The 26,296-nt window shown below is 59.9% G+C and carries 25 protein-coding genes and 1 pseudogene; 9 read left to right on the top strand and 17 right to left on the bottom strand.

Annotated features, from left to right (window positions below):
• Window positions 1-607: 607 nt before the first annotated feature.
• Window positions 608-1,371 (top strand): IS5 family transposase gene (locus ACNA0I_RS05480; protein WP_415805055.1). Its coding sequence is split into 2 segments (ribosomal slippage): window positions 608-923 and window positions 923-1,371, totalling 765 coding nucleotides; the frame shifts between segments, so codons are not numbered across the junction.
• Between the two features lie 79 nt (window positions 1,372-1,450).
• Here ACNA0I_RS05480 and ACNA0I_RS05475 read toward each other — a convergent pair.
• Window positions 1,451-2,434 (bottom strand): LysR substrate-binding domain-containing protein, encoded by a 984-nt coding sequence (locus tag ACNA0I_RS05475; protein ID WP_415805054.1) that lies wholly within the window; start codon window positions 2,432-2,434, stop codon window positions 1,451-1,453.
• A gap of 104 nt (window positions 2,435-2,538) precedes the next feature.
• Between ACNA0I_RS05475 and ACNA0I_RS05470 the strand changes: the two genes are divergently transcribed.
• Together ACNA0I_RS05470 and ACNA0I_RS05465 are read left to right on the top strand one after the other, a co-directional pair.
• Window positions 2,539-3,447 carry a DMT family transporter gene (locus tag ACNA0I_RS05470; protein ID WP_415805053.1) on the top strand — a complete coding sequence of 303 codons (909 nt, stop codon included), beginning with the start codon at window positions 2,539-2,541 and terminating at the stop codon, window positions 3,445-3,447.
• 46 nt (window positions 3,448-3,493) lie between these two features.
• Complete coding sequence (locus ACNA0I_RS05465; RefSeq protein WP_415805052.1) at window positions 3,494-3,661, top strand: hypothetical protein; 168 nt, start codon at window positions 3,494-3,496, stop codon at window positions 3,659-3,661.
• 162 nt (window positions 3,662-3,823) lie between these two features.
• Here the strand turns inward: ACNA0I_RS05465 and ACNA0I_RS05460 are convergent, their stop codons facing one another.
• Window positions 3,824-4,741, bottom strand: coding sequence for an isocitrate lyase/PEP mutase family protein (locus tag ACNA0I_RS05460; protein WP_415805051.1), 918 nt, complete (start codon window positions 4,739-4,741; stop codon window positions 3,824-3,826).
• A gap of 159 nt (window positions 4,742-4,900) precedes the next feature.
• Between ACNA0I_RS05460 and ACNA0I_RS05455 the strand changes: the two genes are divergently transcribed.
• The 4 genes from ACNA0I_RS05455 (at window position 4,901) to ACNA0I_RS05440 (ending at window position 8,454) form a co-directional block, all read left to right on the top strand.
• Window positions 4,901-5,611, top strand: a complete 711-nt coding sequence (locus ACNA0I_RS05455; RefSeq protein WP_415805275.1) for an IclR family transcriptional regulator — start codon at window positions 4,901-4,903, stop codon at window positions 5,609-5,611.
• 69 nt (window positions 5,612-5,680) lie between these two features.
• Window positions 5,681-6,574, top strand: a complete 894-nt coding sequence (locus tag ACNA0I_RS05450) for a LysR family transcriptional regulator (protein WP_415805050.1) — start codon at window positions 5,681-5,683, stop codon at window positions 6,572-6,574.
• A gap of 77 nt (window positions 6,575-6,651) precedes the next feature.
• A complete protein-coding gene (locus ACNA0I_RS05445) occupies window positions 6,652-7,719 on the top strand; it encodes a Bug family tripartite tricarboxylate transporter substrate binding protein (protein WP_415805049.1) in 1,068 nt (355 codons plus the stop codon).
• 60 nt (window positions 7,720-7,779) lie between these two features.
• Window positions 7,780-8,454, top strand: coding sequence for an isochorismatase family protein (locus ACNA0I_RS05440; RefSeq protein ID WP_415805048.1), 675 nt, complete (start codon window positions 7,780-7,782; stop codon window positions 8,452-8,454).
• A 141-nt stretch (window positions 8,455-8,595) separates the two neighbouring features.
• Here ACNA0I_RS05440 and ACNA0I_RS05435 read toward each other — a convergent pair whose 3' ends face one another.
• From ACNA0I_RS05435 to ACNA0I_RS05425, 3 genes are all read right to left on the bottom strand, one after another.
• Window positions 8,596-9,576, bottom strand: coding sequence for a Bug family tripartite tricarboxylate transporter substrate binding protein (locus tag ACNA0I_RS05435; protein WP_415805047.1), 981 nt, complete (start codon window positions 9,574-9,576; stop codon window positions 8,596-8,598).
• A gap of 188 nt (window positions 9,577-9,764) precedes the next feature.
• A complete protein-coding gene (locus ACNA0I_RS05430; RefSeq protein ID WP_415805046.1) occupies window positions 9,765-9,995 on the bottom strand; it encodes a hypothetical protein in 231 nt (76 codons plus the stop codon).
• 2 nt (window positions 9,996-9,997) lie between these two features.
• The gene (locus ACNA0I_RS05425; protein WP_415805045.1) at window positions 9,998-11,455 is read right to left on the bottom strand and encodes an amidase; all 1,458 of its coding nucleotides are present in this window, start codon (window positions 11,453-11,455) and stop codon (window positions 9,998-10,000) included.
• A 132-nt stretch (window positions 11,456-11,587) separates the two neighbouring features.
• Here ACNA0I_RS05425 and ACNA0I_RS05420 point away from each other — a divergent pair.
• Window positions 11,588-11,718: pseudogene (locus tag ACNA0I_RS05420) on the top strand (TetR/AcrR family transcriptional regulator); the annotation flags it as partial.
• A 1-nt stretch (window position 11,719) separates the two neighbouring features.
• Window positions 11,720-12,271 (top strand): hypothetical protein (locus tag ACNA0I_RS05415; protein WP_415805044.1); only part of this gene is annotated, 552 nt, incomplete at its 5' end.
• A 15-nt stretch (window positions 12,272-12,286) separates the two neighbouring features.
• Here ACNA0I_RS05415 and ACNA0I_RS05410 read toward each other — a convergent pair.
• The 12 genes from ACNA0I_RS05410 to ACNA0I_RS05355 form a co-directional block, all read right to left on the bottom strand.
• Window positions 12,287-13,375 (bottom strand): PepSY-associated TM helix domain-containing protein, encoded by a 1,089-nt coding sequence (locus tag ACNA0I_RS05410; RefSeq protein WP_415805043.1) that lies wholly within the window; start codon window positions 13,373-13,375, stop codon window positions 12,287-12,289.
• 35 nt (window positions 13,376-13,410) lie between these two features.
• Window positions 13,411-15,558 carry a TonB-dependent receptor family protein gene (locus ACNA0I_RS05405; protein ID WP_415805274.1) on the bottom strand — a complete coding sequence of 716 codons (2,148 nt, stop codon included), beginning with the start codon at window positions 15,556-15,558 and terminating at the stop codon, window positions 13,411-13,413.
• Window positions 15,559-15,996: 438 nt separating this feature from the next.
• Window positions 15,997-17,001, bottom strand: coding sequence for a FecR domain-containing protein (locus ACNA0I_RS05400; protein WP_460478207.1), 1,005 nt, complete (start codon window positions 16,999-17,001; stop codon window positions 15,997-15,999).
• Between the two features lie 6 nt (window positions 17,002-17,007).
• Window positions 17,008-17,499, bottom strand: a complete 492-nt coding sequence (locus tag ACNA0I_RS05395; protein WP_415805041.1) for a sigma-70 family RNA polymerase sigma factor — start codon at window positions 17,497-17,499, stop codon at window positions 17,008-17,010.
• Between the two features lie 210 nt (window positions 17,500-17,709).
• Complete coding sequence (locus ACNA0I_RS05390; RefSeq protein WP_415805040.1) at window positions 17,710-18,387, bottom strand: HAD family hydrolase; 678 nt, start codon at window positions 18,385-18,387, stop codon at window positions 17,710-17,712.
• A 145-nt stretch (window positions 18,388-18,532) separates the two neighbouring features.
• Window positions 18,533-19,084, bottom strand: a complete 552-nt coding sequence (locus ACNA0I_RS05385) for a ferritin-like domain-containing protein (protein WP_415805039.1) — start codon at window positions 19,082-19,084, stop codon at window positions 18,533-18,535.
• A 355-nt stretch (window positions 19,085-19,439) separates the two neighbouring features.
• Window positions 19,440-20,435 carry a UDP-glucuronic acid decarboxylase family protein gene (locus tag ACNA0I_RS05380; RefSeq protein ID WP_415805038.1) on the bottom strand — a complete coding sequence of 332 codons (996 nt, stop codon included), beginning with the start codon at window positions 20,433-20,435 and terminating at the stop codon, window positions 19,440-19,442.
• Window positions 20,432-21,400, bottom strand: coding sequence for a glycosyltransferase (locus tag ACNA0I_RS05375; protein ID WP_415805037.1), 969 nt, complete (start codon window positions 21,398-21,400; stop codon window positions 20,432-20,434). The genes ACNA0I_RS05380 and ACNA0I_RS05375 overlap by 4 nt, the downstream gene beginning before the upstream one ends.
• A complete protein-coding gene (locus tag ACNA0I_RS05370) occupies window positions 21,397-22,467 on the bottom strand; it encodes a glycosyltransferase family 9 protein (RefSeq protein ID WP_415805036.1) in 1,071 nt (356 codons plus the stop codon). Before ACNA0I_RS05370 ends, ACNA0I_RS05375 begins: the two co-directional genes overlap by 4 nt.
• A complete protein-coding gene (locus tag ACNA0I_RS05365) occupies window positions 22,464-23,456 on the bottom strand; it encodes a glycosyltransferase family 2 protein (protein ID WP_415805035.1) in 993 nt (330 codons plus the stop codon). Before ACNA0I_RS05365 ends, ACNA0I_RS05370 begins: the two co-directional genes overlap by 4 nt.
• Window positions 23,453-25,192, bottom strand: a complete 1,740-nt coding sequence (locus ACNA0I_RS05360; RefSeq protein ID WP_415805034.1) for a carbamoyltransferase family protein — start codon at window positions 25,190-25,192, stop codon at window positions 23,453-23,455. Before ACNA0I_RS05360 ends, ACNA0I_RS05365 begins: the two co-directional genes overlap by 4 nt.
• Window positions 25,180-26,295 (bottom strand): glycosyltransferase family 9 protein, encoded by a 1,116-nt coding sequence (locus ACNA0I_RS05355; protein ID WP_415805033.1) that lies wholly within the window; start codon window positions 26,293-26,295, stop codon window positions 25,180-25,182. Before ACNA0I_RS05355 ends, ACNA0I_RS05360 begins: the two co-directional genes overlap by 13 nt.
• Between the last annotated feature and the right edge of the window lies 1 nt (window position 26,296).

The raw sequence follows: 26,296 nt of genomic DNA, 5'->3' as shown, positions 1-26,296 counted from the left end.
TAAACGCAGGGACACGGGCCTGTCCCTGCAGGGGACGAAAAGACTTCCCTCCCGCGGGCGTCATGATTTCAACCCTCGTGTCACCCAATTTGCGGCGGAGCCAGGATGCCTTGCTGGAGGAATCCCGCGGGGCAGCTTTTTCTTGTCCCCCCTGCTTTGGCCCATCGGCACGCTCGGCTTGCTTGGCCCCCTGGGCCGTTGCCTGCCGACGAGCCTGTAACGGGATGTCGCCGCGGCGTTGTCCTGGTGGTGTCTCTGGTGGATCTGGCCTCTCTCGTGAGGCGTCGGTCGCCGCAGATCCCTCAGACGGCCGAGTGCGCAGGTTCAACAAGCGCGGGAGTTTCGAAAAAGAAGACACCTTGCAACACTCCATCCTGGTATTACGACAACTACAGGCGGAATGAAACAACGCCCAGGCAAGGCGTCATACAGGAAATACGAAGAACCAGCGGCTCAAACGAAACTGCAGCCTCAGTTCCTTGTCCCTGCACACGTATGCGGATAAGCTCAATACACGGAAGACTCCGGTTCGACAATCAACAAGTAGTCGACTAGGGCGTGTTAACACTATTTGACACGACGATGTGTGCTGCGAGAAAGTCCATGCATGGAGATCACGCCTTCGCAATTCGCCCAGATCGAGCATTGCCTGCCCACCCAGCGGGGCAACGTCAGCCTGTCCAATCTGGACGTGTTGAATGCGATCCTGTACGTCGCAGAGCACGGCTGCAAGTGGCGCGGCCTGCCCAAGCGGTTCGGTAACTGGCACACCATCTACACGCGGATGAACCGTTGGTCCAAGTCCGGCGTCATGGACCGGGTGTTCGAGGAACTGCAACAGTCACAGGTTGTGCGCATCAAGATCGAAGCCGTGTCGCTGGACAGCACCAGCATCAAGGTGCATCCGGATGGAACCGGGGCGCTAAAAAAAACGGTCTGCAAGCCATCGGAAAGTCCCGAGGCGGATGGAATACCAAGATTCATATGGTTGCCGCGGATGCTCGCACGGCTATAACGTTCTCGTTGTCGCCCGGGCAAGCGCACGACGCTCCCGAGGGCCGGGCGCTGCTCGGCCGGTTGAGCGCGCCGAACCGGCCGCTTCATTTGCTGATGGATCGCGCCTACGAGGGCAACGAGACCAGGCAACTGGCGCTCGACCTGGGCTTCATCCCAGTTGTTCCGCCATTGAAGACCAGGGTCGAACCGTGGGAGTACGACCGCGAGATGTACAAGCGCCGCAACGAAGTCGAGCGCCAGTTCCGCAGGCTCAAAGGTTTCCGCCGCATCTTCTCGCGCTTCGAAAAGCTCGACGTGATGTTCCTTGGCTTCATCAGCTTCGCGCTGATCGCTGACGGACTTCGTATGTGTTAACAGACTCTAGCGGAAGAGATCCGCTCCTGAACCATGTCAACACGTCGCGCAGCGACAAGGCACAGTGAAGGAATGAGGCTCATCCGACGGGATGCTTGGAACTTCGCTTCGCGACCCGTGCTTTCAATCCGTGGCGTTCCGCCTGTCTCAGCGAACTGGACGGCGACAGGAGCGCATCCTTTCGCACCACGAGGAGACCTGCTAGCCAGGCACCCAGCGACAGGATCGCCGGCTCCTGGGCGCGTCGCTTGAGCACGCACAGCGAGATGCGATCGCCGCTGCTCACGAACCCCAACGGTGCGGCGATGCGCCCCTGTTCGATTTCTTCCTGCACCAGCACGGACGGAGCAATGCCGACCCCCAATCCCGCAATGGTGGCCTGGATCATGTAGATTAGCTGGCCGAAAGAGCGCTGGGGCTTCAGTTGTGCGACGTCGAGGTCACTGGCTTTCGCCCAGATATCCCACGCGGCAGGATAGGAGTTGGTAGCCAGCAAGGGAGTCGACATCAGGGTTTGCGGCGCTGCCAGCGTGGTCGCTTGCGCGGGAGTGCAGATCGGCCCGATATCGTTGTCGGCAAGAAGCTGCTCGTTCACATCCCTGGAATGGGTATCCCGGCCGCAATAGATCAGCGCATCGACATGCCCCGCACGCAACCGGCCCACGTCAGTGCCTACCTGCAGGTTCAGCGCGATATCCGGATGCTGCGCTTCGAGGCTGTCGAGTCGAGGAATCAGCCACTGCATCATGAAGCTGCCAGGGCACGCGAGGGTCAAGGCAGTGGAGGGTCGCTGTCCACGAATTTCGACGCATACCCTGCTCATGTCGTCCAACGCCTTCGCTGTCGACGCGAACAGCCGCTTGCCGGCCTCGGTCAGCGTGACCCCCGACGCATGGCGATCAAATAACTTACAGCCAAGCCACGATTCGATGAGACGAATCTGGTGACTCACGGCGCTGTGCGTGACGTTGAGTTTGTCCGCTGCGGCAACGACGCTGCCTGCCTGCGCGGCAGCTGTAAAGGCCTTGATGGCAGTCAGGGGAGGTAGCTGATGAATATCCATGGCATGAAACTAATTTACACCCAGTGTAGAGAAGGATCGCTACCGGCGCGAGGGAAATCGGCTTATCTTGTGTCCCTGCCGAACCCCTTTCCATCTCCTTCGTCATGCCTGCCAACGCCTTGCCCCGTCGCACCGCCATCCTGCTTCTCGCCGTCGTGATTGGCGCCTGGGGCATCAACTGGACCGTTGGCAAAGCCGTGTTGCACTACTTGCCGCCGATCTGGGCGACGGCGTTGCGCATGGTGCCTGCGTGCGTTGCGCTCTGGGCGCTTTGCTTGGCTTCAGGCCGGCTGACCATCCCGGTGAGAGGTGATGTGCCGGTGATCCTGAGCGTGGGGTTGCTGCACATGGTGGCCTTCTCGGTTCTGGCGAGCATCGGCCTGCAGTACCTGCCTGCGGGCCGCTCGGTGGTCTTGGCGTACACCACGCCGCTGTGGGTACTGCCTGCCGCGCGCATCTTTCTGGGCGAGGCGTTTACCGTTCGGCGCGGGGCAGGTCTGTTCCTGGGTGTGGCGGGGCTGGTGGTGCTGTTGCAGCCCGCGGCCGTCGACTGGACGAACAACGACGTGCTGCTGGGACACGGGTTGATCCTGCTGGCCGCTGCATGTTGGGCGGCCTGCATCGTCTATGGGCGCGCACATCGATGGATCACGCCACCCTTTCAGTTGCTGCCGTGGCAGACGCTGCTCGCTGGAGTCACGCAACTTGCGCTCGCCTTCTTCATCGAGGGCACGCCACCCATCCCATGGTCCATGGAGTTGGTAGCGCTATTGGGCTACAGCAGCCTGATCGGCACGGTGCTGGCGTACTGGGCCATGAACACCGTGAACCGTGGCTTGCCAGCTTCCGTCACGTCGATGGCGTTGCTTGGCGTGCCGGTGGTGGGGTTGCTGGGTTCCAGCGTCTTGCTGGGCGAACGGCCCGACGCGATTCTCTTGCTTGCAACCGGGCTGATCGTGGCTGGCGTCGCGTTGGGCACGTTTGGCGGCATCTCTGCCAAGGTGCGGCCTTAGCAGTTCGCATTCATTCTCCTCGTTCGGTATCGCCGCCGGCATGGGTGTGGATCTGGCCAAAGCCGGCCACGTCGCCACGCTGCGCCGCACGGACGTGGTCGCCGTGCCGATCAGAGAAGAAGAACGCATCGTCACCTGCGTGCTTCACAAGCACCAGCGGTTCGGGTTGATAGACGAGCTGCGCTTCCTGGTGCACGCTAAGACCTCGCACTGATCGTTACAGCTCCGACTCCATCGCGGCGGTGCGCCGCGCCATCGGCCTTGGACAGGACGCGCCTCACTTGCGATGCTGTGGGCTCCACGGCCCGCAGGCCGCGTTGATCGAACACGAGATGCGCACAATTAGTGTTAACAGGCCCTAGGCCGCGCCGTCGCTTCAGGCCTCGACCTGAACCTTCAGCCGTTCTTCCGTCGCTGTCCATTTCTCGTATTCGAATAGCGACCACAATTGCCGATGCGACAGCATTCGCTCGGCCGAACCTGCCGTTGTACCCGTGGCGGCCAAGCCCCGTAACATCTCTGTCCCTGCATACGTAAAACAACGCGTAATGGCATTGGGATAGATTGCCATGGCAAAACCCAGCTCGCGCAAGCGCGCCGCAGGCACGATAGGCGTGCGCCCGCCTTCCACCATATTAGCCAATACGGGTGCGCTGACGCTGCGGGCGACCTCGGCCAGCTCCTGTTCGTTTTCCGGGCTCTCGACAAAGATGACATCAGCGCCGGCCTCTACGTAGCGTGCCGCACGATCCAGCGCGGCCTGCAGGCCATGGTCGCTGCGTGCGTCGGTACGGGCGATGATGGCGACATCAGGGTCGATACGGGCATCGACGGCGGCTTTGATGCGCCCGACCATTTCCTGTGTCGAAACGAGATTACGCCCTCCTTCGTGCCCGCATTTTTTGGGCCAGGATTGATCCTCGATCTGTATGCCCGAGATACCCGCTCGTTCGAAAGCACGTACGGTACGGATCACGTTCAATGGTCCACCGTAACCCGTGTCCGCATCGACAATCACCGGAATGGACACCACATCCGCCACGCGCGCTGCGCGATCCAGGACCTCGGAAAAGGACATCAGGCCCACATCGGGCGCGCCGAGTGCTGACATGGACATGCCCGAGCCCGTGAGATACAGCGCCTGAAAGCCTGCCTGCTCGATCAAACGCGCCCCGACGCAATCGTAAGCTCCCGGGGCCACCAATACCTCTGGCGCAGAGATTTGCTGCCGCAGCGCGGCGTTACGTCCGGTCGGTTGACGCAGGCCCAAGGGATAGTCGTGAGGATCAGGCATGAGGGTGAATGCTCCAGGGATAAAAGGATGAAAATCGTCGGAAATAGGTAATGCCGTTAATACCGCTTGAATTATTGAATTTTATCTAATAGAATTAATTTCTTTTAAATAGAATATGATTTCCGTCCCTTGATTGTCAAGGACGGGCATCGCTACGCCATGCCACGCTACCCCGTCCGCGAACCCGATCCTGCTCAAGTCGCCGAAGGCGGCGTGGCTGCGGTTGATCGTGCCTTGGCCGTTCTGACCGCATTTCGAGCAGAAGACACAGGGCTGACATTGCGTGAGCTCAGCGACCGGGTGGGACTGGTGCCCAGCACGGTTCTACGACTCTTGGCGTCCCTCATCCATGCCGGGTTTGTCCAGCGTCATGCCGATGCCCGCTATACGCTGGGGCCGGCTACCGCACAGCTGCATCGCGTGTACGCCGCCTCGTTCAGCCTGCAAGACGTGGTGCTGCCCACCCTGCGTTCGCTGGTTGAACAAACGCTGGAAAGCGCGTCCTTTCATGTGCGTCAGGGCGATCAGCGTCTGCTGCTCTATCGTGTCAATTCGCCTCAACCGTTATCGGATCAAAGCCGGGCGGGTGATCTGCTGCCGCTGGACAAAGGCACAGGCGGACACGTGTTACAGGCGTTTTCCGGTGCGCCGGGCGCTCACTACGAGCGCATTCGACAGGATGGCTACATGAGCCTGCCGGTCAGCGATCGCTCTAGTGACCTGGCTGGAATATCCGCACCAGTGTTCTACCCAGGTGGAGAACTCGCCGGTGCCTTGACACTGACCATGCCGGCGCATCGTTTTCGCAAGACTCACATTCCCGTGTTGCGACGTGCGGCCAAGACCTTGACCGCAGCACTCGGCGGATAGCCGTCCTGCAGTCGCAGGGCTGCGCCCTCTCCTGTTCTGCATCAACGCAGGGCTTTCTCGGAGCAACGGATGAATCTGGCCTTCTTCGCTACCTTGAATGCTGTCATCAAGTACGGCAGTTTTGCCCGTGCGGCGCTAGAGATCAATCTGTCGCCCAGTACGGTGAGCCTGCAGATGAAGCGGCTCGAGGAATACTATGGACAGCCGTTGTTTGATCGCAGCGCATCGACGATCAAGCCCACCGCCCTGGCGCATGAAGTCGCAGGCCTGATCAGCGGCACAATGGAGCAAATGGAATCATTGCGGCGCCGCGGGTCCTCCGTTATCGAAGGCTGCGTTTCGCTGGGCGCGATTGAAAGCATGCAAGCGCATATCCTGCCTGAGGCCATGCGATATCTGCGCGAGCACAGCCCGCGCCTCACGGTCAGGCCCGTCCGGGATACGAGTCATGACCTGTTGAACGGCCTGAAAGAAGGCACAATCGATGCAGCCATCGTGGCGTTTGCCGATGATGAACGCAACAAGCGGCTGGATTGGTATCCGCTCTTGCAAGAAGAAATGGTGCTGGTCGCCCCTAAGGACGTGGCGCAGGACAACGCTTCCGCCCTCTTGCAGGCCCATGATCTGATCCGGTATGGGCGGGGATCCAATATTGCTGTGGCGATCGATCGATACTTGGCGGCGACGGGCAACACGGCCCGCGGGACGCTGGAAATGGATTCCACGCATGCCATTCTCGCCATGGTTTCGGCAGGACTCGGGGTATCGATCCTGGCCTGGCCCGATCGTCGCGCCTTTGTTGGTTATCCGATACGCGAGGTGCGGCTGGGTGAGCACGCCCCACGGATGCATTTTTCGCTCGTGACCCGCCGTGGCGAGACCTCTGACCGCGTGCTGTCGGTCATAAAAGATGCGGTGGTTCGCGCCGCCAATGTCGCAGCGGGCCGCAATCGCTGGCTATAACGACTCGCACGGCGTTCGATTTTCCTCATTTGCAAGTGTGAAATCCTCGCTGGAGGCTGGCTCGCCTCATCCCTAGAATGATCGGCAGCAGTTTTCAAGAGCCGGACGGCGAGCTGGTCGCACACCAGCGCCATACCGGCACGGAACAATCCGTACAAGGGGAAAACATGACTGTTCTGTTCAAACGCGTGGCTCTCGCTGCGATGAGTATCACCATGCTGTCGGCCGCGTCCGCCGTCCACGCGGACTCCTATCCCAGCAAACCCATTACATTCGTCGTCGGATACCCGCCAGGCGGGGCCAGCGACGTGATCACTCGCCTGATTGCCGGCCACATGCAGACGGCGCTGAAGCAGCCGGTCATCATCAAGAACCAGCCTGGCGTCAACGGAAACATCGCCACGGAAGAGGTCGTCAAAGCGCCTGCCGACGGCTATACGCTGCTGTTGGGAACGATCGCCAACGCCATCAACGCCAGTCTGCTGAAGAACATCCATCATGACGTGAACAAAGACTTCATTCCCGTCGTGCAGTTCATGTCCTCGCCCAGTGTGCTCGTCGTCACCTCCAAGCTGCCGGTAAAAACCGTGGATGAGTTGGTAGCGCTCGCGAAACAAAAGCCGGGTGCGTTGAGCTATGCCTCGACGGGCTCTGGCAGTTCTCCTCATCTGGCAGGCGAACTGTTCAAGCTGCGCACGGGAACCGATCTATTGCACGTGCCGTACAAAGGGGCAGCGCCAGCCTTGACCGACGTCATTGCGGGACACGTCCAGACGGGTTTCAAGACCGCATTGTCTGCGTTACCAAGCATGCAGGACGGCAGCATCAGGCCGCTGGCGGTAGCCGACAAACAACGCATGCCCGATCTGCCTGACGTGCCGACGATGGCCGAGGCCGGCTATCCCGATTTCGAGGTGTTGTCCTGGAATGGCATCTTTGTGCCGGCCGGCACGCCGCCCGAAGTGGTGCAGCGCCTGAATGCCACGGTCAACGAGATACTCAAAGATCCCGAGATCGATAAACGCATCCGCGGCATGGCGGGCCGTCCTGGCGGAGGCACGCCGGAAGAATTCCGCGCTCTGGTGCAATCGGAAACCGAAAAATGGGGCGAAGTCATTCGTAAGAACAACATCACGCAACAGTGATGCGCACCGCGGCGATCTACGCCCAGGCAATACCGTAAACACAGCAATTAGGAGTAATGGATGGACAAGCTGGAAAAATGGCGCGGTTACGTGCCGGACGCCGAGTTGGAAACCTATCGTAAAGGAGGATTCGCCAATCGCCTCGGGATAGGCAAGCGCCCGGCGCTCGTGAATATCGATACCACGCATATGTTCGTGGATCCCGCTTATTCGTTCTGCGGTGCGGCCATGCCGGAACTGATGTCTGCGCTGGAACGCATCACCGCCCTATTCCGCCAGTTGGGTCTGCCGATTTACTACACCCGTCGCGATGATCGTTCCTTGCCCTCTTATCGCGGCGCGTGGAATTGGAAATTGGCCAAGCCAGACGATGTGCAGTTCGTTGCCGACCCGAGGGCCGATGAATGGCCCGAGGCATATGGGCCGCGGCCAGGCGATCGCGTTGTCATGAAAAACAAGCCATCGGGCTTTTTTGGCACCATGCTGGCAGATTTTCTACGCTATGACGAAATCGATACCGTGATCATGGTGGGGATTTCCACCTCGGGTTGTGTGCGGGCATCGGCCGTGGACGCTTTCTCGCACAATTTTCGCGTCATCCTCGTAGAAGAAGCGTGCGGCGATCGCAGCCCGCAAGCGCACAAGGCGAATCTGTTCGACCTGGACATGAAATTCGCGGACGTCGAATCATTGGACTATATCCACGATGCGTTAGTGGCGAAGTTCGGTTCGTAGGCATTGCTCGTCATCAGGCAAAAGCGCTGGCCGACATGTTCGGCCAGCGCTTTTGCTTTGTTCCGTGCGGATTGCCGGTTGGACTCGGCACGATACTGAATTATGTACCTGTACCGAGTGAGACAATCAACAATCCACCCGCTATTTCTCGACTTTCTTGCGCGCTGAGGCCGCCAGTTTCTCGTACAGCACCAGCTCTCGATCAATAGTCTTTGCGAAATCTGCCGGCGTATCTTGCAGCACGGGCATCATCCCCATTTCCAGGACCTGCTGCTTGAAATCATCGGATATCACCAGCTTGTCCAATGAAGCCTTCAAGGTGTCGATGACCGCCTGAGGCGTACCTGCCGGCATCAACAGACCCGTCCAGGAATCAAAACGGAAATCAGGCATGCCCGACTCGGCAAAAGTCGGCGTATCCGGCAATAACGGATAGCGTTCCGGCGATGCCACCGCCAATACACGCACCTTGCCACTCTTGATATGCGGCAGGACGGATCCCAATGTCGCAAACGACATATCCACGTGCCCGGCAATCAAATCCACCATCGCAGCTGCCGCACCCTTGTACGGTACGGGCGTGATTTGCGTGTTCGTCAACTGCGTGAACAGCTCGACGGCGAGCAATGGCGATGCGCCTTGCGCTGCAGAGTTGTATTGGTTTGGCGCCTGGCGCACGGCCTCGACAAACTCGCTGAAATTTTTTGCCGGAAAGTCGTCACGCACCACCAATACCGTTGGCGCAATCGCCACGGTGCGTACCGGCATCAGGTCCTTGCGGCTGTCTACGTCCAGTCCCTCAGTCATCCAGGGATTGATGGTCAGGTTCAGGCTGGCCACCAATCCCGTATAGCCGTCGGGCTTGGCGCGGGCGGCGGCCTTGGTACCGATATTGCCGCCAGCGCCACCCTTGTTTTCAACGATGAATTTCTCGCCCAGGTCCGATCCCAACTGCTGGGCAATCAAGCGCGCGATCAGGTCCGTCGGCCCCCCAGCCGGAAAACCTACAATCAAATTGACCGGTTGGTTCGGATAGGTCGTTGCCATGGCGACGGGCGCGGCCATCATGCCCAGACACAACGGAATCAAAGCGGCACGCCGCAAAAGCGTCGAAAGCTTCATGATTGTGGCCCTCTCAGAATACGAACGAAGCTTTGTGACCCGCAGAGCCTGACGCGTCATCAAGTGCGTGATACAGAACGTGGTGAATGCACTGCATGATTTTTCCTCTTGAATCGTTATCGTGCCGGGGACATGAGGGCGTGTTCTTCCGGCCGCAGAACACGCGGTTTCGTTTGAACGGATGGCCTTTATTTCTGGCCGGCAAGTGCCTGCGATTCAATATCGTGGCGGCGGCCAGTCATGGGTTGAACGGTTTTATCCGCCACTCTCGGGATGCCGCGCCCCGCTGCCAACGCATGGCGCAGGTTTGCCGCAGCACGTGACAGTTCGCCGCCTTCAGGTGGCGTCTGGCCGCATTCCTGCCAGATAAGGCGCACGGCCGACTTCAATGCGTCAAGTTCGAGTTCCGATGTAGACATAATCAGGCTGCCAGGTTGGGGGCCAAGGAAGTGGATCGGGATCCCACCTGCGCGCGCCGGGGCTGCGGGGTAAAGTGGCGTTCCAACACGCGCGCCGTCCGCATCAAGCGCGCCTCTTGCAGGAATCCTGCGGCCAGTTGAACAGCCAGCGGCAAGCCGCCAGGATTAAAGCCTGCAGGCACGGACACGGCGGGATGCCCCGTCAACGAAAACGGACTGCCTGCCGAACGCGCGGTGAAGTCAATCACGGCCTGTTCGTCCGTCAACGCAGGCGCAGCTCGATCCGTCATGGGCAGCAACAGCACATCCACGTCGCTGAATAACGCGTCCATACGCGCCACCAGCTCGCGCCGTTGGCGCAACGCCGCGAGATAATCCGCTGCGCGGATGTACATGCCGATTTCCAGCTTTTCACGCAGGGCTCGCCCCATCAGCGAGCGATGTTCCAGATAGTCTTGTTCGTGAATCGAAAAGCTTTCGCTGCGATTGATGGGCAATGCAATCGCCCGAAAGTCCGCGGGCGCCAGCGGCAGTTGGATGTCGCGCACCTGCGCACCTTCGTCGCGCAACACGCTGCAGGCTTGATTCAACGCCTCGTCGATGGCGGGCTCCACACTATCTGCGGGATCCAGGCGGCGCACGACTCCCACTCGCAGGCCGGCCACACCGTCGTTCAACGCAGGCAATAACGGTTGCACGCCGCAGGCCAGACTGGATGGATCGGCGGCATCATGTCCCGCGATCGTCTCATAGACGAGGCAGGCATCCTCGACGGTCAGTGTCAACGGACCGGGACCATCAAAACTCCAGCAATTCGGCATCACGCCATGACGGCTGATACGGCCAAAGGTCGGCTTCAACCCCACAACGCCACACGCGGCGGCGGGCAATCGCACCGACCCGCCCGTGTCGGTGCCTATCGCGAAACAAGCGGTACCTGCGGCAACGGCAGCGCCGGAGCCGCTGGACGATCCGCCCGTGAAATGGCGCGGATCCCAGGGGTTGCGAGCGGGAGGCGTCTCCAGATCGAAATGCACGGCGCCCGTCCCCGTCCCGTATTCCCATGTGTTCAGCTTGCCGACCAAGACGGCGCCAGCCGATTGCAGCCGGGCGACGAGGGTCGCGTGCAAAGCAGGATCGTGACGTTGAGGCACCCTCGATCCGCCAGTCGTTGCCAACCCGTTGGTGTAGATATTGTCTTTGACGGCAAACGGAATCCCGTCCAATGGGCCGATACGCCGCCCCTGGCTGGCCCGCACGGCAGCTGCCTCGGCCGCCGCCAGCGCCGCCTCCCGGTCATGGCGCAGATAGGAGTAAATGACCCCATCAACCTCGTCGATGCGGGCCAGGACGGATTGCAGCAGATCCGTGGCCCGTAACTGCCCGCTGGACAACAAGCTGCTCGCCTGGGCGATAGACCAGGCGGCCGGCTCATCTGGGGAAAGACAATTCAAGCTCATATATTTGTATAAAACATCTGTTTCAAATTTATGTTTGAATTATCATGTCGAGCATCCCCCGGCGCAAGACGTTTTTCCTCCGTGAAAACCCGAGTACGCTGAATTGGGGAGCAGCCCCCGGATCTGGACATCATGCAAGAATTCGAAGACACGGACAGCCGCAACAGCCCTAAGCGTCAAGCCATCCTGGCCGCAGCCAAAGAGCTGGTGGCACGGAAAGGACCCAACGGCACGACCGTGCGCGACATCACCTCCGCGTCGGGNGCCAATGGCGCCGCGGTGAACTATTACTTTCAATCGAAAGACGGGCTGGTCGATCTGGCCCACCGGGAAATCACGGGCGACGTCAATCGCGCCCGTATCGCGCGGCTCGACGCGCTGGAGCAGCAGGCCGCGGGGCAGCCAGTGAATCCCCGGGATATCCTGTGCGCGCTGATCGAACCGATTTTGACGACGTCACGCTCGGCCGACGGCGGCAGCCTGTATGTGCGCAGCGTATTCCAGATGCGCATCGACGCGCGCACCGGCTATCACACCTTTGACATCAACCAACATGTGGCGCGCCGTTTTGTGGATGCCATTGCCAAGGCATTTCCCAAACTCAATCGGGAAGCCGTGATCTGGCATTATGAGTTTGCCCGTGGCTCTGCGATTCACATGCTGGCCAATCTGGATCCCGTTTCGCGCCGGTTTGAATTATTGGCAAAGGAGCCCGGCCAGGCGTTACCCGATACGCCTGTCTATGAGTTGGATCAAAAGCAGATCGATCGGGTGATTGCGATGATCCTGGCGGGATTTGGCCAGCCGTTGGATTGAGTTGGCGCAACGGATCTATATCGAATTGGAGCGCTGCCGTATTGAGCGGCGGCGCCACCACAGCCAGATACCGCTTGTTCCCAGTACGCCCAGCGCCAGGCCCGACAGCGCCACACCGATCTCTCCGGGTGCGCCGCCAAGCTCGCCCGTGTGCAAGGGATAGACGACAGAATTGATGCGGGCGCCCGGATCCAGTTCGTTCCATCGATGTTTGGCCAATACGGCGCCATCGCGCGGGTCCAGCCATACCGTAGACCGGCCGTTGGGATGTGGATCGTCGGGCACGCGCATGCGCACGGCCAGCGGCCGATCCGTACGCGGGTTGTATAGGAAATAGCCTATGGTGCCTTCAGGGAAGGCATCGCGAGCGCGCTGCGCCAAGGCATCGAGAGACAATAGCGGGCCGTTTCCGGGCGGCAGCACCGGCATGGCGGTAACCGGCGCACCGCTGATCCATGTAATCCATCCCCCTATCGGTCGCCAAGCCATGTAGGCTCCCGTCGCGATGCTGATCAGCACAACCAGCGCCACGATCGCACCGCCTGTGCGATGGACGTCGAACAAGGCTCTCAATAATCCCTTGTTCATTACCATGCGAAATGATGGCGGCCATTTGCGGGGCCACCACAACACGATGCCGGACATACACAGCGCCAGATATATCAGCGCCGCGCACGCCAGCACGGCCTTGCCCGTTTGCTGCATCAACAGCGCACTATGCAGGCTGTACAACACCGAGAGAAAGCCTTCGCTATCGCCTCGGCGGCCTTGCTCCGCGCCCGTGGCAGGATGCAAGTACAACGTGCCTCTCCATGCTCCCCGCACGAGGATCTGCAACGTTTCCGATGCCTCACGTGGCGGGCGGAACGTGAAAGACGCCTTTGCCCCGAACTCCCGCGTCAAGCGCTCGCGTAACGACTCCCAGGATGCAGGCGTCTGCACCGTGGACGGACCTGCGACAAAGAACTCGGGATGCAACCAGCGATCAATCGGCCGCGCCGCAACCAGCAACGATCCGGTCACACCGGACAGAATCAGTATCCACCCTAAAAAAAGAGCGGCCCAGCGATGGCATTTCAACCATAAGCTATGCAAGGATCGCATGGTGGCTAAGCGGGCCTGTTTGAAGATGCATACGATCAATACGCCAGCCGGGCCTGCACATAGAACATGCGCGGCGCACCGACCATACGGCCGCCGTTGATGTCTGTGTTGCGAGTGTAGTAGCGGCGATCGAACAGATTATTGACACCGACCGCTACCGAGCTGCCCTGCCATTGCGGGATCTTGTAGTCGAGCTGTGCATTCCACACGCTGAATCCCGGCACGCGGCCGTTCCTGGCGCCCGCAGATTCAGGCCCGGTATTGGCCGTATCGGAATACTGGCTGCTTTGCGCGGTGGTAAACAAGTTGAACGCCCAGTTGTTGCGGGTATAACGCCCGCCCACCGTCCCCGTGTGGCGCGAATAAAACGGCACGTCGTTACCCTCGTCCTCGCCGGATTTCTGAATGGCTCGTGTATAGGTGTAGTTGGCATACAGATTCAAACCCGCGAGCGGCCCGGCTTTGTCGAAATCATAGTCGACGGCGAACTCCACGCCATCATGCGTGGTTGCGCCGAGGTTGCGGAATACTGCCGGGTTCGTGCCAGGAATCGACAGGATCTGGTTATCGAATTTCAGATGAAACACGGTCAGTTCGGTATGGACTTGCTCGGCATTCCAGCGGACCCCGGCCTCCAGCGTCTTGGCCACCTCCGGTTTCAGAGGATTGGTTTCGGACATGGAATTCAGCTGCGTGTACTGTACGGCGCCGAACGAGGTGCTGTAACTCGTATAAAGCGTCAACTCATCGTTGACCAGATAGGCGATGTTCAACGACGGCAGGAATTTGTTGTTGCGTACTTTGTACGGCGAATCGTTACTCGTGCCGTTGGGTTGACGCTCGCTGCGGATCCGTTCATAGCGCAGTCCGGGCGTCACTCGCCAGTTTTCATACGCGATGCGGTCATCCAAATAGAACGAATTGGCGTGCGTGCTGTTGTCGAACGTCACCGTACTGCTCTTGGCCCCGTCGCTCAAGGAACGGGAATAGCGTTTGTCCTGGCCGGTCTCGTGGATGTAGCGGTAGCCCACCGTCACGTCATGCGTGGTCGGCCCCCATTCGATACGCTGCGTATAGCGAGGCTCGATGCCCAATACCTGGTTATTGCGAGGTTGAAAGTCGTTGCGGTTCTGGGCCTCGTTGATCAGCGAACTCTGGCGCGAACTGTCGTAGTGATAGACGCGCGCTTCGAATTCCTGCGTATCCGAAATCGTATTCAGATAACCGATGTCGATTTGATCGCGCTTGCCTTTCCAATAGTCGGTCGTATGCGTGTTCTGGAAAGGATCATCCTCGTACTCCGCCTTGGTCAAACCGCCCGGCGTCATGGACTTCACGTCGTAATGGGCGATTTTTCCGTATACCTCAGAGGTCGGCGATATCTCATATCGCCATTTCAACGCGACGTCGTTATAGCGATCATGGCTGGCATCGCGCCATTGCTGGCCGTCCATGCCGGAATACAACACGGCAACGCCAAGGCCGTTATCCATCTGCGTGCCGAGAAACGCGGTGTATTGCGTGTTGGTGCCGCCGTGGCTAAAGACGTTGTATCGTGCCGAGGCATCGGCCGTCAGGCCCTCTTTGTGGGGAATGGAGCGCGTTTTGAAGTTGATCACGCCACCCACGTTCTGCGGGCCGTAGCGCACCGCACCGCCGCCGCGCACCACGTCGATGGACTCGATATTCCCCAGGCTCGTCGGCGACATCACCAGATTGGGTTGGCCATAGGGCGCCATCGCCAGCGGGATGCTGTCGATCAGCATCGTCGTCCGAAACGAGTTGCGAGGATTCAAGCCCCGTATCCCCACATGCAAGCCTACCGAGCTGCCGGTTGCGCTCGTACTGCCGCTGATTTGCACGCCTGGCACGCGCCGCAGCACATCCGCAATATTGGTCGCACCGCTGTCGGCGATTTCCTCGCGCTTTAACAAGGTACGTGCGCCGCCGAATGTCTGCACACTGTTTTCCAAGCCGGTTCCAAGCCAATCACCGCTCACCTGGATCGCCTCGAAAGTCGCGGCATCGCTGGAGGAGCCGGCCGAGCTTGCAGCCACGCTTGACGTGCCGCCGCCGAGGTCCTGTGTGTCGGCAGACGGACTGGAGACGGACTTTGTGCTGCGTATGACGTAGCCCTCGCCGGGCTGAGCGACCGCCCGCAAGCCGGTACCGTCCAGCAGCATGGAAAGCCCCTGCGCAACGCCATAGTTGCCTTGAAGTCCTTTGCTTTGGAATCGCGCGGTGTCCTCCGGACGGAAAGACAACGTGATCCCGCTTGTTCGCGCGAAATCGGACAGTACTTGTGCCAGCGGCCCACCTGAAATGTCATAGGTTTGCGCCGTGGCAGGCGCCAACGTTTGCGCCAGACCAGCCGGCGCATATGTCATCGCGCCGATGGCCGCGCAAGCGGCCAGCACCGACATCGCAATCGGCGCCATGCGATGATGAAAACGACGCGATAGCGCGATGGGTTGTTTCGCGGTTGGGGATACCGATGCCACAGTTCAATCCTTTCACAAACAGGTCGTCAATCCTCTGCATGCCGGATGAACTACTGAAAAAGGGCCATCAATACCCAGAAAAAATGTAATCAAAAGAAAACGACGCCAAGTATCCGTGCATCAAACCCTGTCGGCCGTCACCGTGACCCAATAACGTGTGCGCGGCACGATCCGGATCGGTAACGTTTGTCCGACGACCGCCAAGATGTGATCGGTGTCGTTCAACTGGAATATGCCCGACACCCGCAGACCTGCGACGTCGGGATCGACGCGGATGATGCCTGGCCGGTACCGCGCCAATTCCGCCATGAATGCATCCAGGCGCATGTTGTCGGCCTCGAGGGCCCCCCGCGTCCAGGCAGGCGGTCTCTCAGCTGCTGCGCCGGCCGTCTGCGGTATCCGCTGCGCCGGCATAAATGCGTTCGCTCTGAAGGCGACCGACTCGCCCGCGTTGACAATACGTGTCGCGCCGTTCGATCCCAGGGTGATTTCGACGCGATGCTCCAGCACGGACAGCAGGGTTGTATCAGTATTGTCATCCAGCGCTCTGACGACAAACCGTGTGCCCAATGCACGCAACCGTCCCTGCCCTGTTTCGATCAGGAACGGACGAGTCAGGCCGTGCGCATCAGGCGCAGTCTGGATATAGATTTCACCGCGCGCCAACTGCACGAGCCGGGCCTGCCCGGAATAACGGACGTCGACGTGGGTCGCCGTATTGAGCTGGACCGTGCTGCCGTCGCTCAGCACGACCTGGCGATGCTCTCCGACGGCCGTGCGGTAATCGTTCGGACCGCGCAGCCCGGGCATGTGGCGGTAACTCAGCCATGCGGCGGGCACGGCGACCCCCAATATGCCGAGCGCCTTGATCACGGCGCGCCTGTTGTTGCGAGTCTGGCGCGTCAATACCGGCACCCCGACCGACGGCAGCACCGCACCGAACTGCTGGCTCAGGCGTTCGGCGCGTTGCCACGCTAGTTCATGCTCCGGCCGCGCTTGCCGCCAATGCTGCAAGGCGGCGTGGTCCTCGGGACAGGCGTCGCCCGAATGCAGATGCGCGAGCCAACGCGCCGCCTCTCGAATGACGGCGCTGTCTGGTGCTGGCGAAATCTGAGACATGGACATCGCGGCTCAAGCCATCAACGTGAGACACAACTCAAAACCTTGAGTCATGTAGCGCTTGACGGTGCGCTCGCTCAGATGCGTGCGGGCGGCGATCTGGGCGTATGTCAGCCCCTCTACCTGCGACAGGACAAAAACCTCCCTCGCCCGAGGAGCCAACCCCGACAGCAGGTCATCCAACTGTTGCAGCGTCTGCTGCATTGACAGCAACGATTCGGGGGATACGTCGACGTCCGACGGCAGCGCGGCAATCGCCTCGATCCAGGCCTGTTCGAGCGACCGGCGGCGCCAATGATCGGTCAGCAGCCCTCTGGCGATCGTCGTCAGGTACGCCCTGGGCTCGCGCAGGCCTGGCAGCTCGTCCGACTTGCGCAGCACCCTCACAAAGGTATCGTGCGCGAGATCCGCGGCGTCGTCGCGACAATCCAGCCGGCGGCGCAGCCACTGGAAAAGCCAGTCGTGATTGTTTTGATAGAGGGCTTGGACGGTAGACGTGGGCATGATGGGATTGCTCCTGCCGGCTCGTACCCATGACCCACAATGAAGCCAATGCACGGGAGGCAGACAATCGTCGACAAATTTGTGCAGGAATAATACCAAGAATTATTCCTATTTGTAGACGGCGTACGTGACGCCATCTGCCCCTTTTTTCAAGCACCCTTCAGCGAACGATATTCCGGATCGCAATAACAGCGAACGATAGCGTCTTGATCAAACCTGCTCTGGCAGACCCAGCAACTCAGCATAATCATCAAAAGCCAGCGCCTGAGGATGCTCATGCACCAATTCGCCGCCATAACCTGCCCGGAACCACACAAACGGCACCCCGGCGTGGTGGGCACTCATCGCGTCCACGTGGGTATCGCCGATATACGCGCCCTGCTCCGGCGGCACACCCATGGCAGCAAAGGCTTTCAGCAAAGGCTCGGCGTCCGGTTTGGGGCGGCTGACCGAGTCGCTGCCCAACACCACCGAGAAATATGGCGTCAATCCCTTTTGTTCCAGCGCCTTGAGCGCCGACGCGTGCAGTTTATTGGTGCAGATCGCCAGTTTTACCCCTCGGGATTGGCAATCGCCCAGAAAGTCCATCACACCGGGATACGGTTGCGAATTGCGGTGTGCCAAGTACGCGTAATGCTTGGTATAGGCCTTTATCACCGCATCCAGATCGGATAACGGTACGTTACGGTCCTGCATGACGGCCACCAGCACTGCCGGGAACGCCCCGTGCAGATTCGGCATGAGGTAATTGTCGGGCAATGCGCCGTGGCCGCACTCGCGCAGCGCCACACTGACGGATTCGCGGATATCGTGCATCGTATCGAGCAACGTGCCGTCCAGGTCGAAAGCGATGGCCTTGCAGTCAGCGAGCAGAAAAGGAGCGGTCATGGATATTCAGGCAATTGAAAGTTAAACGTGTCTGCCGATTGGAACACGTCTACAAGACGAACGCATTGCATCTGAATAAACCGTGGCTGCATGCGGAGCCGCGTCGGTAGTCTCGGCGACGGCGGGTGGCCGCCGTTTTCCGGCATTATCTCTGGTCCAGCTGCCGTGCCAATTCGTGGACCTGGGCCGCCTCCATTGCCATGATGTCTTCGAGCAACTGCCGCGTCACGGGATCTTTTTCACCCAGGTAGTCCACCATCTCGCGATAGCCTGCAACCGCCATCCGCTCGGTGGCCAGGTTCTCGTTGAGCATATCGATGAGCGTGACGCCCTCTACATATTCGGATTGACTGACATGTGCCAGATGTTCGGTCGAGGCCAGCGAACCGCCGTCCAGCTGGGCGATGCGTTGCAGCAGGCGTTGGGCATGGTTGTGTGCGTCCGTGGCGTGACGCTCCAGGTCATCAGCAACCTCGGGCGCATCCAGGCCACGGGCCAAAATGGCTTGGCTCTGGCAACGTTGCGCGCACATGACCTCTAGAGACAAGGCCTCGTTCAACATCCGCAGCACCAGCGCCCGGTCTGCAGACGGCAACTGCTCTGCGGTAGGAACGATGGCAGGCACAACGGCGTCACTGGGCGAAACGGCGTCCGGTGACGAAAGGCTCGGCTGCTGAACTAGGATGGAATGTTCCATTTTTTCTCCTGAGTCAGACTGGCTAATGAGCACCCCGCCCCAACCATAGGCGCAAGGAAAAGCCCTTCGTCCAGCTGACACAGGCAGTGTATCGAGGCAAGAGGCCTTATTCTGTATCGAAATCCTGTTGCGTTGCAACAAAAATCTAGGATACGACTCCGGCTCGTTACATCTGCGATCGTGGGAGGCCTGCCGCAGACACCAGATGCACAAGCGGGGGCGTTCATTGCGTGCGGACTGCCTCGGCGATGCATCTCGTCACATGGCCGTCCAGCTGATGTCGAGGAACTCTGCATCCGCGAGGCCCTTTATTCATTAGTCGGCTATCGGCCCGACGCGGCCTGAACACAGCCGGTCAGGCGTTGGCCAAAGAACGGCGGCGAACCGACGCTTTTTGAGCTTCGGCGGAAAAATAGGCTACCGTGCGAGCAATACCCTCGGCAGGGCTTACGGTGGGGTTCCAACCCAGGCAGCGTTGCGCCAAAGAAATATCGGGGCACCGATGCGCCGGATCATCGACTGGCAGATCCTGATGCGTAAGCGGCACTTGTGCCCCGGTTGATGCCAGCACGAGATCTGCGATATCCAGCATCGAGAGCTCCACGGGATTGCCCAGATTGACGGGCTGCGAGATCTCTGCCGGACTTTCCATCAGACGCACCAGGCCATCAATCAAATCATCGACATAACAGAGCGATCGCGTCTGGGTGCCATCACCGTAGATGGTGAGCGGCTTGCCCGCCAATGCCTGGCTAATGAAATTGGAGACCACCCGCCCATCGTTCGGCGACATCTTTGGGCCATAGGTATTAAAGATCCGTGCGATCCTGATCTCTACGCCCTCTCGGTGTTCGTATTCCATAAACAGGGTTTCGGCGCAACGTTTTCCTTCGTCATAGCATGCCCGTGGGCCAACCGGGTTCACATGCCCCCAATAGCCCTCGCGCTGTGGATGCTGCAGCGGATCGCCGTATACCTCGCTGGTAGAGGCTTGCAAGACCCGTGCACCCGTACGCCGCCCGAGTTCCAGCAACTGCATGGCCCCGAGCAAGCACGTCCGCAGCGTCTTTATCGGATCGGCCTGATACTGCGCCGGCGAAGCGGGACACGCCAGGTTATAAATGCGCGTCACGCCCAGATCGCCCAAGGGTTCGACCACATCGTGACGCAATACCGTAAAACGGGGATGGTCGGCCAGTGCCGCCAGATTGCCCGCACGCCCCGTCTGGAAATTGTCCACGCAGATGACCTCCCATCCATCGATCAGCAACCGCGTGCATAGATGAGAGCCCAAGAAGCCCGCACCGCCTGCCACTAAAGCTCGGCCTGTCTCTGCCATATCGTTTTTCATGAGTGCTCCATCACGGTGTCGAATACGTTGAGCCAGTCGGCGATATAGCGCTCCATGCCAAATCGCTGCAGCGCTTTTTCCCGAGCTGCCCTGCCCCACGTACGAGCCAATTCAGGATCGACGATCAGCTCACGAGCTACCTCGATCAATCGTTCCAGCCGCGTATCGACGTAGCCTTCTTTTCCGTTGGTGATTACGGTGGGTAATTCTGTCGTCGCATACCCTACGACGGGAAGACCGCATAACATGGCCTCCACTAGCGAGAGCCCCAGACTGGCGTAACGGATCGGACTGAAGAAATAGCGATAGCGAGCCACATGCGCAGCGACTTCCAGGTTGGGGACTTCACCCAAACCACCCAATGCCTCGGCGTCCATACCGATCAATTCCAGCGGGGTATGCAAACGCATGTGCTCAAAAATATCCCGGCCTATACGACGCCCGCGACGAGCCAAGTGATTGACGACGACAATTCCTCGCGCCAGGCTGCCGTCGTACGAGACCTGCGGATCGGGTACTGCATGCTCCACAATCCTGACGGGCATGCCCGTACTGTTCCACATCACTGCATTAAAAGGCGTGACGTGGACGATCAAGCCACGTGGTTGTTGAAACGGATGCTGCGTGTCCGTGGGATGCGGTTCAGGGGGATTGTGTTCCAGATACACACTGGGCAGCGCGCGCTGTTGATCTGTCAGTAGCAGGCGAGCGTCTTCGAGATTCTGCCGGGCCTGATACAGGATGCAGTCGAATTGCATGTGCCGCAATTGTTCCGCCGGCACCTGAGTGAGATTATTGCCCCACGGGATTCGGTTGCCCAGCGCGCCATAGCCCGGCACGGGGTGATCCAGGCCCGGCACCACGAAATCGTGAGGAACATGATGCAATGCGTAGAGATAATTGCCATGGACATGCCACGTCAAAATGCGCAAACGACGCGCCGGTTCTCGAGGGGAAGCAATCATGTCACCCTCTCGCACGCATAGAGTTGATCCCGCGCCGCGCCCAACACCTGCGGCACGGTCACCTGCAGTGCACACGGGTGTCCGATCGGACACGTCTGGTACGCACAGGGGCGGCACGGCAGGTCTGCGGACAGCACACGATGGCGTTCGCGATTGAGTGGCGCCCAACGGCGCGTATCGCTGCCGCAGGCCACCACGACACTGGCTGTCTGCATGGCGGCCGCAATATGGGATATCCCCGTGTCGTTGCAGACCAGCAAGCGGCTTGCCCGCACCAGCGCCGCCAGACTCCCCAAGTTGGTCAGCCCCGCCAGATCGGCTAGTGGGATCTGGGCCAGCCGTTGCAGCTCGGCAGTCATCGTCCGTTCGGTCGAGGTTCCGGTCAATGCGACTTGCCAGCCCTCCTGATGCAGGTCTCGCGCGATGTCCGCGAAACGCGCTAATGGCCAACGGCGCGACGCAAGGCGAGCTCCCACATGGATGATCACCAGTCTACGAGGATCCAGATCCCATCGACGCATCAACTGCGCTGCATCGCGTTCGTCCGTATGCGAACACGGGAACTCCAGATGTTCATCGTGCGCGTTTTCCAGGCCCGCAAAACGCAATAGCGCCAGATATCGCAGGACCTCTGGCAGATGGTCCGGCCAGACCAGGCGCGCGCCGGACACTTGTTCATGGCTATCTGGCACAAAGCCGGCCCACTGCTGCGCGCCGAACTGACGCACGATATCGTTGGACTGACGCCCACTGCCATGCAGTTGCAACGCGACATCGGGCTGCCACGCTCGTATCCGGTCAAAGAACGCGGGCAACGCTGCCTCGTCAGGCTCCTGTTCCGGAAAGGCCGGATTTCCAGGGAATGTCGTCAACTCGTCTACATAGGTATGAAACCTGTCGACGAACTCCCGTGCCCCGGGCAGTCCTGCCAAGACGATCTGCGCCCGTGGAAAGGCCTGCCGCAATGCTCTGAATGCAGGAACGGCGCACAACATGTCGCCCAATTGCAGCGCACGGAAAACGATGATGCGATGCGGGGGATGCTGGGGGTCGAGTACCGCCGTCATACCGCCGCCCTTTGAAATCGAATCAAGCCGACCACCCGCCATGCGATGGACAGTAGCGGAATACAGATGGAGGTGATCATCAAGTCCGCGACGGCCCGCAGTGAGTGTCGCGTGCCCCTGAGGCGGCGCACAAAAAATATGATCGTCAGCATCAACCATATGGTTGCGGCTACGGCCGCCAATGGATAGTGCCCGACGATCATCAAGACAACACCCGTGAGAAACGCCGCGGTGACATACAGGTAAAAACTCGGCAACCGATCGCGAATATGCTTGCGATAGAGAAACGGATATTTCCGCCGCAACAACATATCGAACATCACTTTTTTCTGCATCCCTATGCCCGCCGCAAAGCGAAACGACCGCACCGGATGCAACACGCGGGCCAAAGGCGCAGACTGAACCGAGAACCCCCGGTCCAAGAGCGCGAAATGCAGATCGGAGTCTTCTCGCCAGGCCATGGTATAGCGTGTGTCAAAGCCTCCGACGGCCTCCAGCGCCGAGCGGCGGACAAAACAATTCGCGGTAATAAAAGCCGAGCGAGTCAACCCCGCCGCATCACGCTCGTAGTCGCTCGGGGGATCGGGCAACGGCATCTCCGTGACGCCTGTCACGGCGGCGACGCTCGCCGTCATCGCCTGCACGCCCTGCCCCAGCCAATCCGGCGCGGGAATCGTGTCATCGTCTGTAAATGCAATGATGGTGCCGCGAGCGTTGCGCCACCCCATATTGCGCGCGCCGGCAGGACCTCTTGTTCCTACCACAGCCAGATAGCGTATCGAGGGCATCCCCTGCTGTGCACGCTGCCATTGGCCGACCTGCTGACGGGTCACATCGCTGCATGCGTCGTCGCAGACGATGATTTCATAACTATCACGGGGGAAATGCTGACTGGCCAGTGCCTTCACACAACGCTCCAGCAAATCCGGACGGTGATATGTCGGCACAATGACCGACACCAGAATGGTAGGTGCAATCGTTGCGCTCATCGCGGTTTCTCAACGAGATAAGATCCGATCACCAATGCATCCAGCGGCGACGTCCAGAAACTCTCCAGTGCGTCGCGAGGCGTGCACACCACAGGTTCGCCTCGCGTATTGAACGAGGTGTTCACCAGCACAGGCACACCGGTCCGCTTTTCGAACGCGGCCAGCAGATCGTAATAACGCGCGTTCTGGTCGCGCCGCACGGTTTGTACGCGTGCGGTGCCGTCGATATGCCTGACAGCGGGGATCTGCTTTGCACGATGCGGCAGTACGTCATAGACGAACAACATGAACGGCGCGCAGATTGACGCGGCGCCACGGCCGTCGAACCAGGCGGTCGCGCGATCCTCCATCACCACCGGCGCGACAGGCCTGAAGTCCTCGCGGTCCTTCAGACCGTTCAAACGCGCTTGCATCGCGCTGTCCAGGGGCGAGGCCAGAATCGATCTCGCACCCAACGCGCGAGGGCCGAATTCCATCCGCCCCTGAAACCATCCCAGGATTTTCTCCTGGGCCAGCAGTTCTGCGGCCTCCTCTGCGACATCGTCCAGCTTGCGAAATGCCAATCTCGATTGATAGAGGAACCGCTCGATTTCCTCATCCGTATACTCTGGCCCCAGGTAGGCATGTTCCATGGCCCATTCACGCGGCCCGCCCCGACGCTGGTAGTCCACGTATAGTGCCGCGCCTAACGCCGTCCCCGCGTCGCCCGCCGCAGGCTGCACCCAGACTTGATCGAATTCCCCATCACGCGCGATACGCGCGTTCATCACGCAGTTCAGCGCCACACCACCAGCCATGCATAGCCGCGAAGACCCGGTTTGCTTGCGCAGCCAATGCGTCATGTGCAGTGCAGTTTCTTCCAACACATACTGCAAGGAACTGGCAATGTCCTTGTGCCGTTCATCAAATGGCTCGCCGCGATGGCGTGGCGGACCGAATCGCTCAGCCAACTTTGCGGGATGCAAGGCATAGCCGCCCTGATCTTCGAGACTCAGAATCTCGCGAAACTCCTTGCGATACGTCGGTTTCCCGAACGATGCCAGGGCCATCACCTTGTATTCGTCGGAAGAATGCAGAAAACCCAGGTACCGGGTGACTTCCTCGTACAACAGGCCCAGCGAATGCGGCAGATCGATCTGTTTGATACGGTGGTATTCACCTCGGGAGAAATGGCCGAAACTCGTCGTCGTGCGTTCGCCTCGACCGTCCATGGTCAGCACCGCAGCCTCGTCAAAGGGCGCGGCCAGAAACGCACTCGCTTCGTGCGACAGATGATGATCCAGATTGACCCAGCGGTCTTTAATGTGGTCCAGCGTCAGGCCGTCCATCCTCGGCGACCTGAGATGATGCGGGACACCATCAAGCAATTGCCGCGGGGCATTGACCAGATACGAGATGAACAATGGATCCCAAGGCGACTCGCCGTTCGGTCCGAAGCCCGCCTTCGATGGCTCGAGCGGCAGCACGACATTCGGCTCGACATTACCCGCCGGCATCAGCAGCATTGGGTCGTAGGCGTAAGCAATATGATCTACCTGTCCCAGATGAGCGCCGGCCTGCGTCAAACAATAGTCGATCGCGTGATACGGCAACTGCCACGCCGTAAACGGCACGGGCCGTTTGCCATGCTTTATCCGGGTAAAGCGCTCTTCTTCCGCGGCGGCCAACACCTGGCCGTCACGCACCAGTGCCGCGGCGCAATCATGATAAGCCGCATTGATTCCTAGGGTAAGCATGAAACATCCTCCGCGTGACGAGAAACGACGCTGTCGTCGCGTCCATGCTGCAGCAACTCCCGTGCCGCGGCCGTGACACGGCGTGGATCCACACCGGCGAGACAAGCGTGATGGCCCTGCTCGCACACACTGCGATAGCAGTACTTGCATGGCACATCGTGATAAATGACGCGCGCGGCGGTTTGCCACGGCGTGTGTTGTGGATTGGTCAGGGCATAGAGGTCCACGATGGGAGTCTGCAAGGCAGCCGCAATATGCGCAGGGCCGCTGTTATTGCAGATCATCACTGCGGCTCCCGCCAACGCGGCCCCCAATTCACCCAAGGTCAGTTGACCGGACAGATCAAGCAAACCCGGCAATAGCGCGCGGTGATCGGCCAATGCCTGGGATAACGCCGGATCCTCGTGGCCGCCCAATAGCAGCATACGGCGCCCTTCTCCTCGCAGGCCGACCAAAGCCTGGATCATCAATGCCGGCGGATAACGGCGCGAGGCGGCGGTAGCGCCTGCGTGCACGCAAATCCATCCCTCCGTTTCGCTCACGCCCAGATGCACCAGTTTGTGCTTGAGCGAAAGCAGGTCGCCAGCACCGACACGAAATGACAACCGCGTATCGTCGCTATGCGCGCCGACGTGTGCAACGAGATCGAGTTGACGCTGAACCTCGTGACGAATGCCGCTTTGAGGTTCGGTGTCGCGCACCCAATCCGATAACAAGCGATACGGATTTTCGCGGCAATGGGCCAGGACGCTCGGTATGCCGGCCAGATGGCACATCAGCGCCGCGGGCAAGGCGCTCTGGCTGAAAGAGGTAAAAATCACCGCGGCATCCGGCCGCAAAGCCCGCAGCCTACCTATCATGTTGATATCGTCGTCCAGTCCTGACGAATCGTTTTTGACCCACGCGGGGTCATAGGCCAGCACCGTGTCGATCTCGGGAATATAGGGCGCCACTTGAGCGCCGGCAGCGGAAGCCAGCAACGATATACGAGATGCGCCGGATTCGCGCAACGCTCGCATCGCCGGGCTGCACATCAGCACATCGCCCATATTGTCCAGGCGCACACATAAAACATGCCGTTTCGCAGCCCAATCCCACACCATG

The organism is Bordetella muralis, from assembly GCF_965139205.1.
Classification (GTDB): Bacteria; Pseudomonadota; Gammaproteobacteria; order Burkholderiales; family Burkholderiaceae_B; genus Bordetella_A; species Bordetella_A muralis.
Note: the sequence above shows the minus strand (reverse complement) of the source record. Positions and strands in the feature narration are given on the sequence as shown.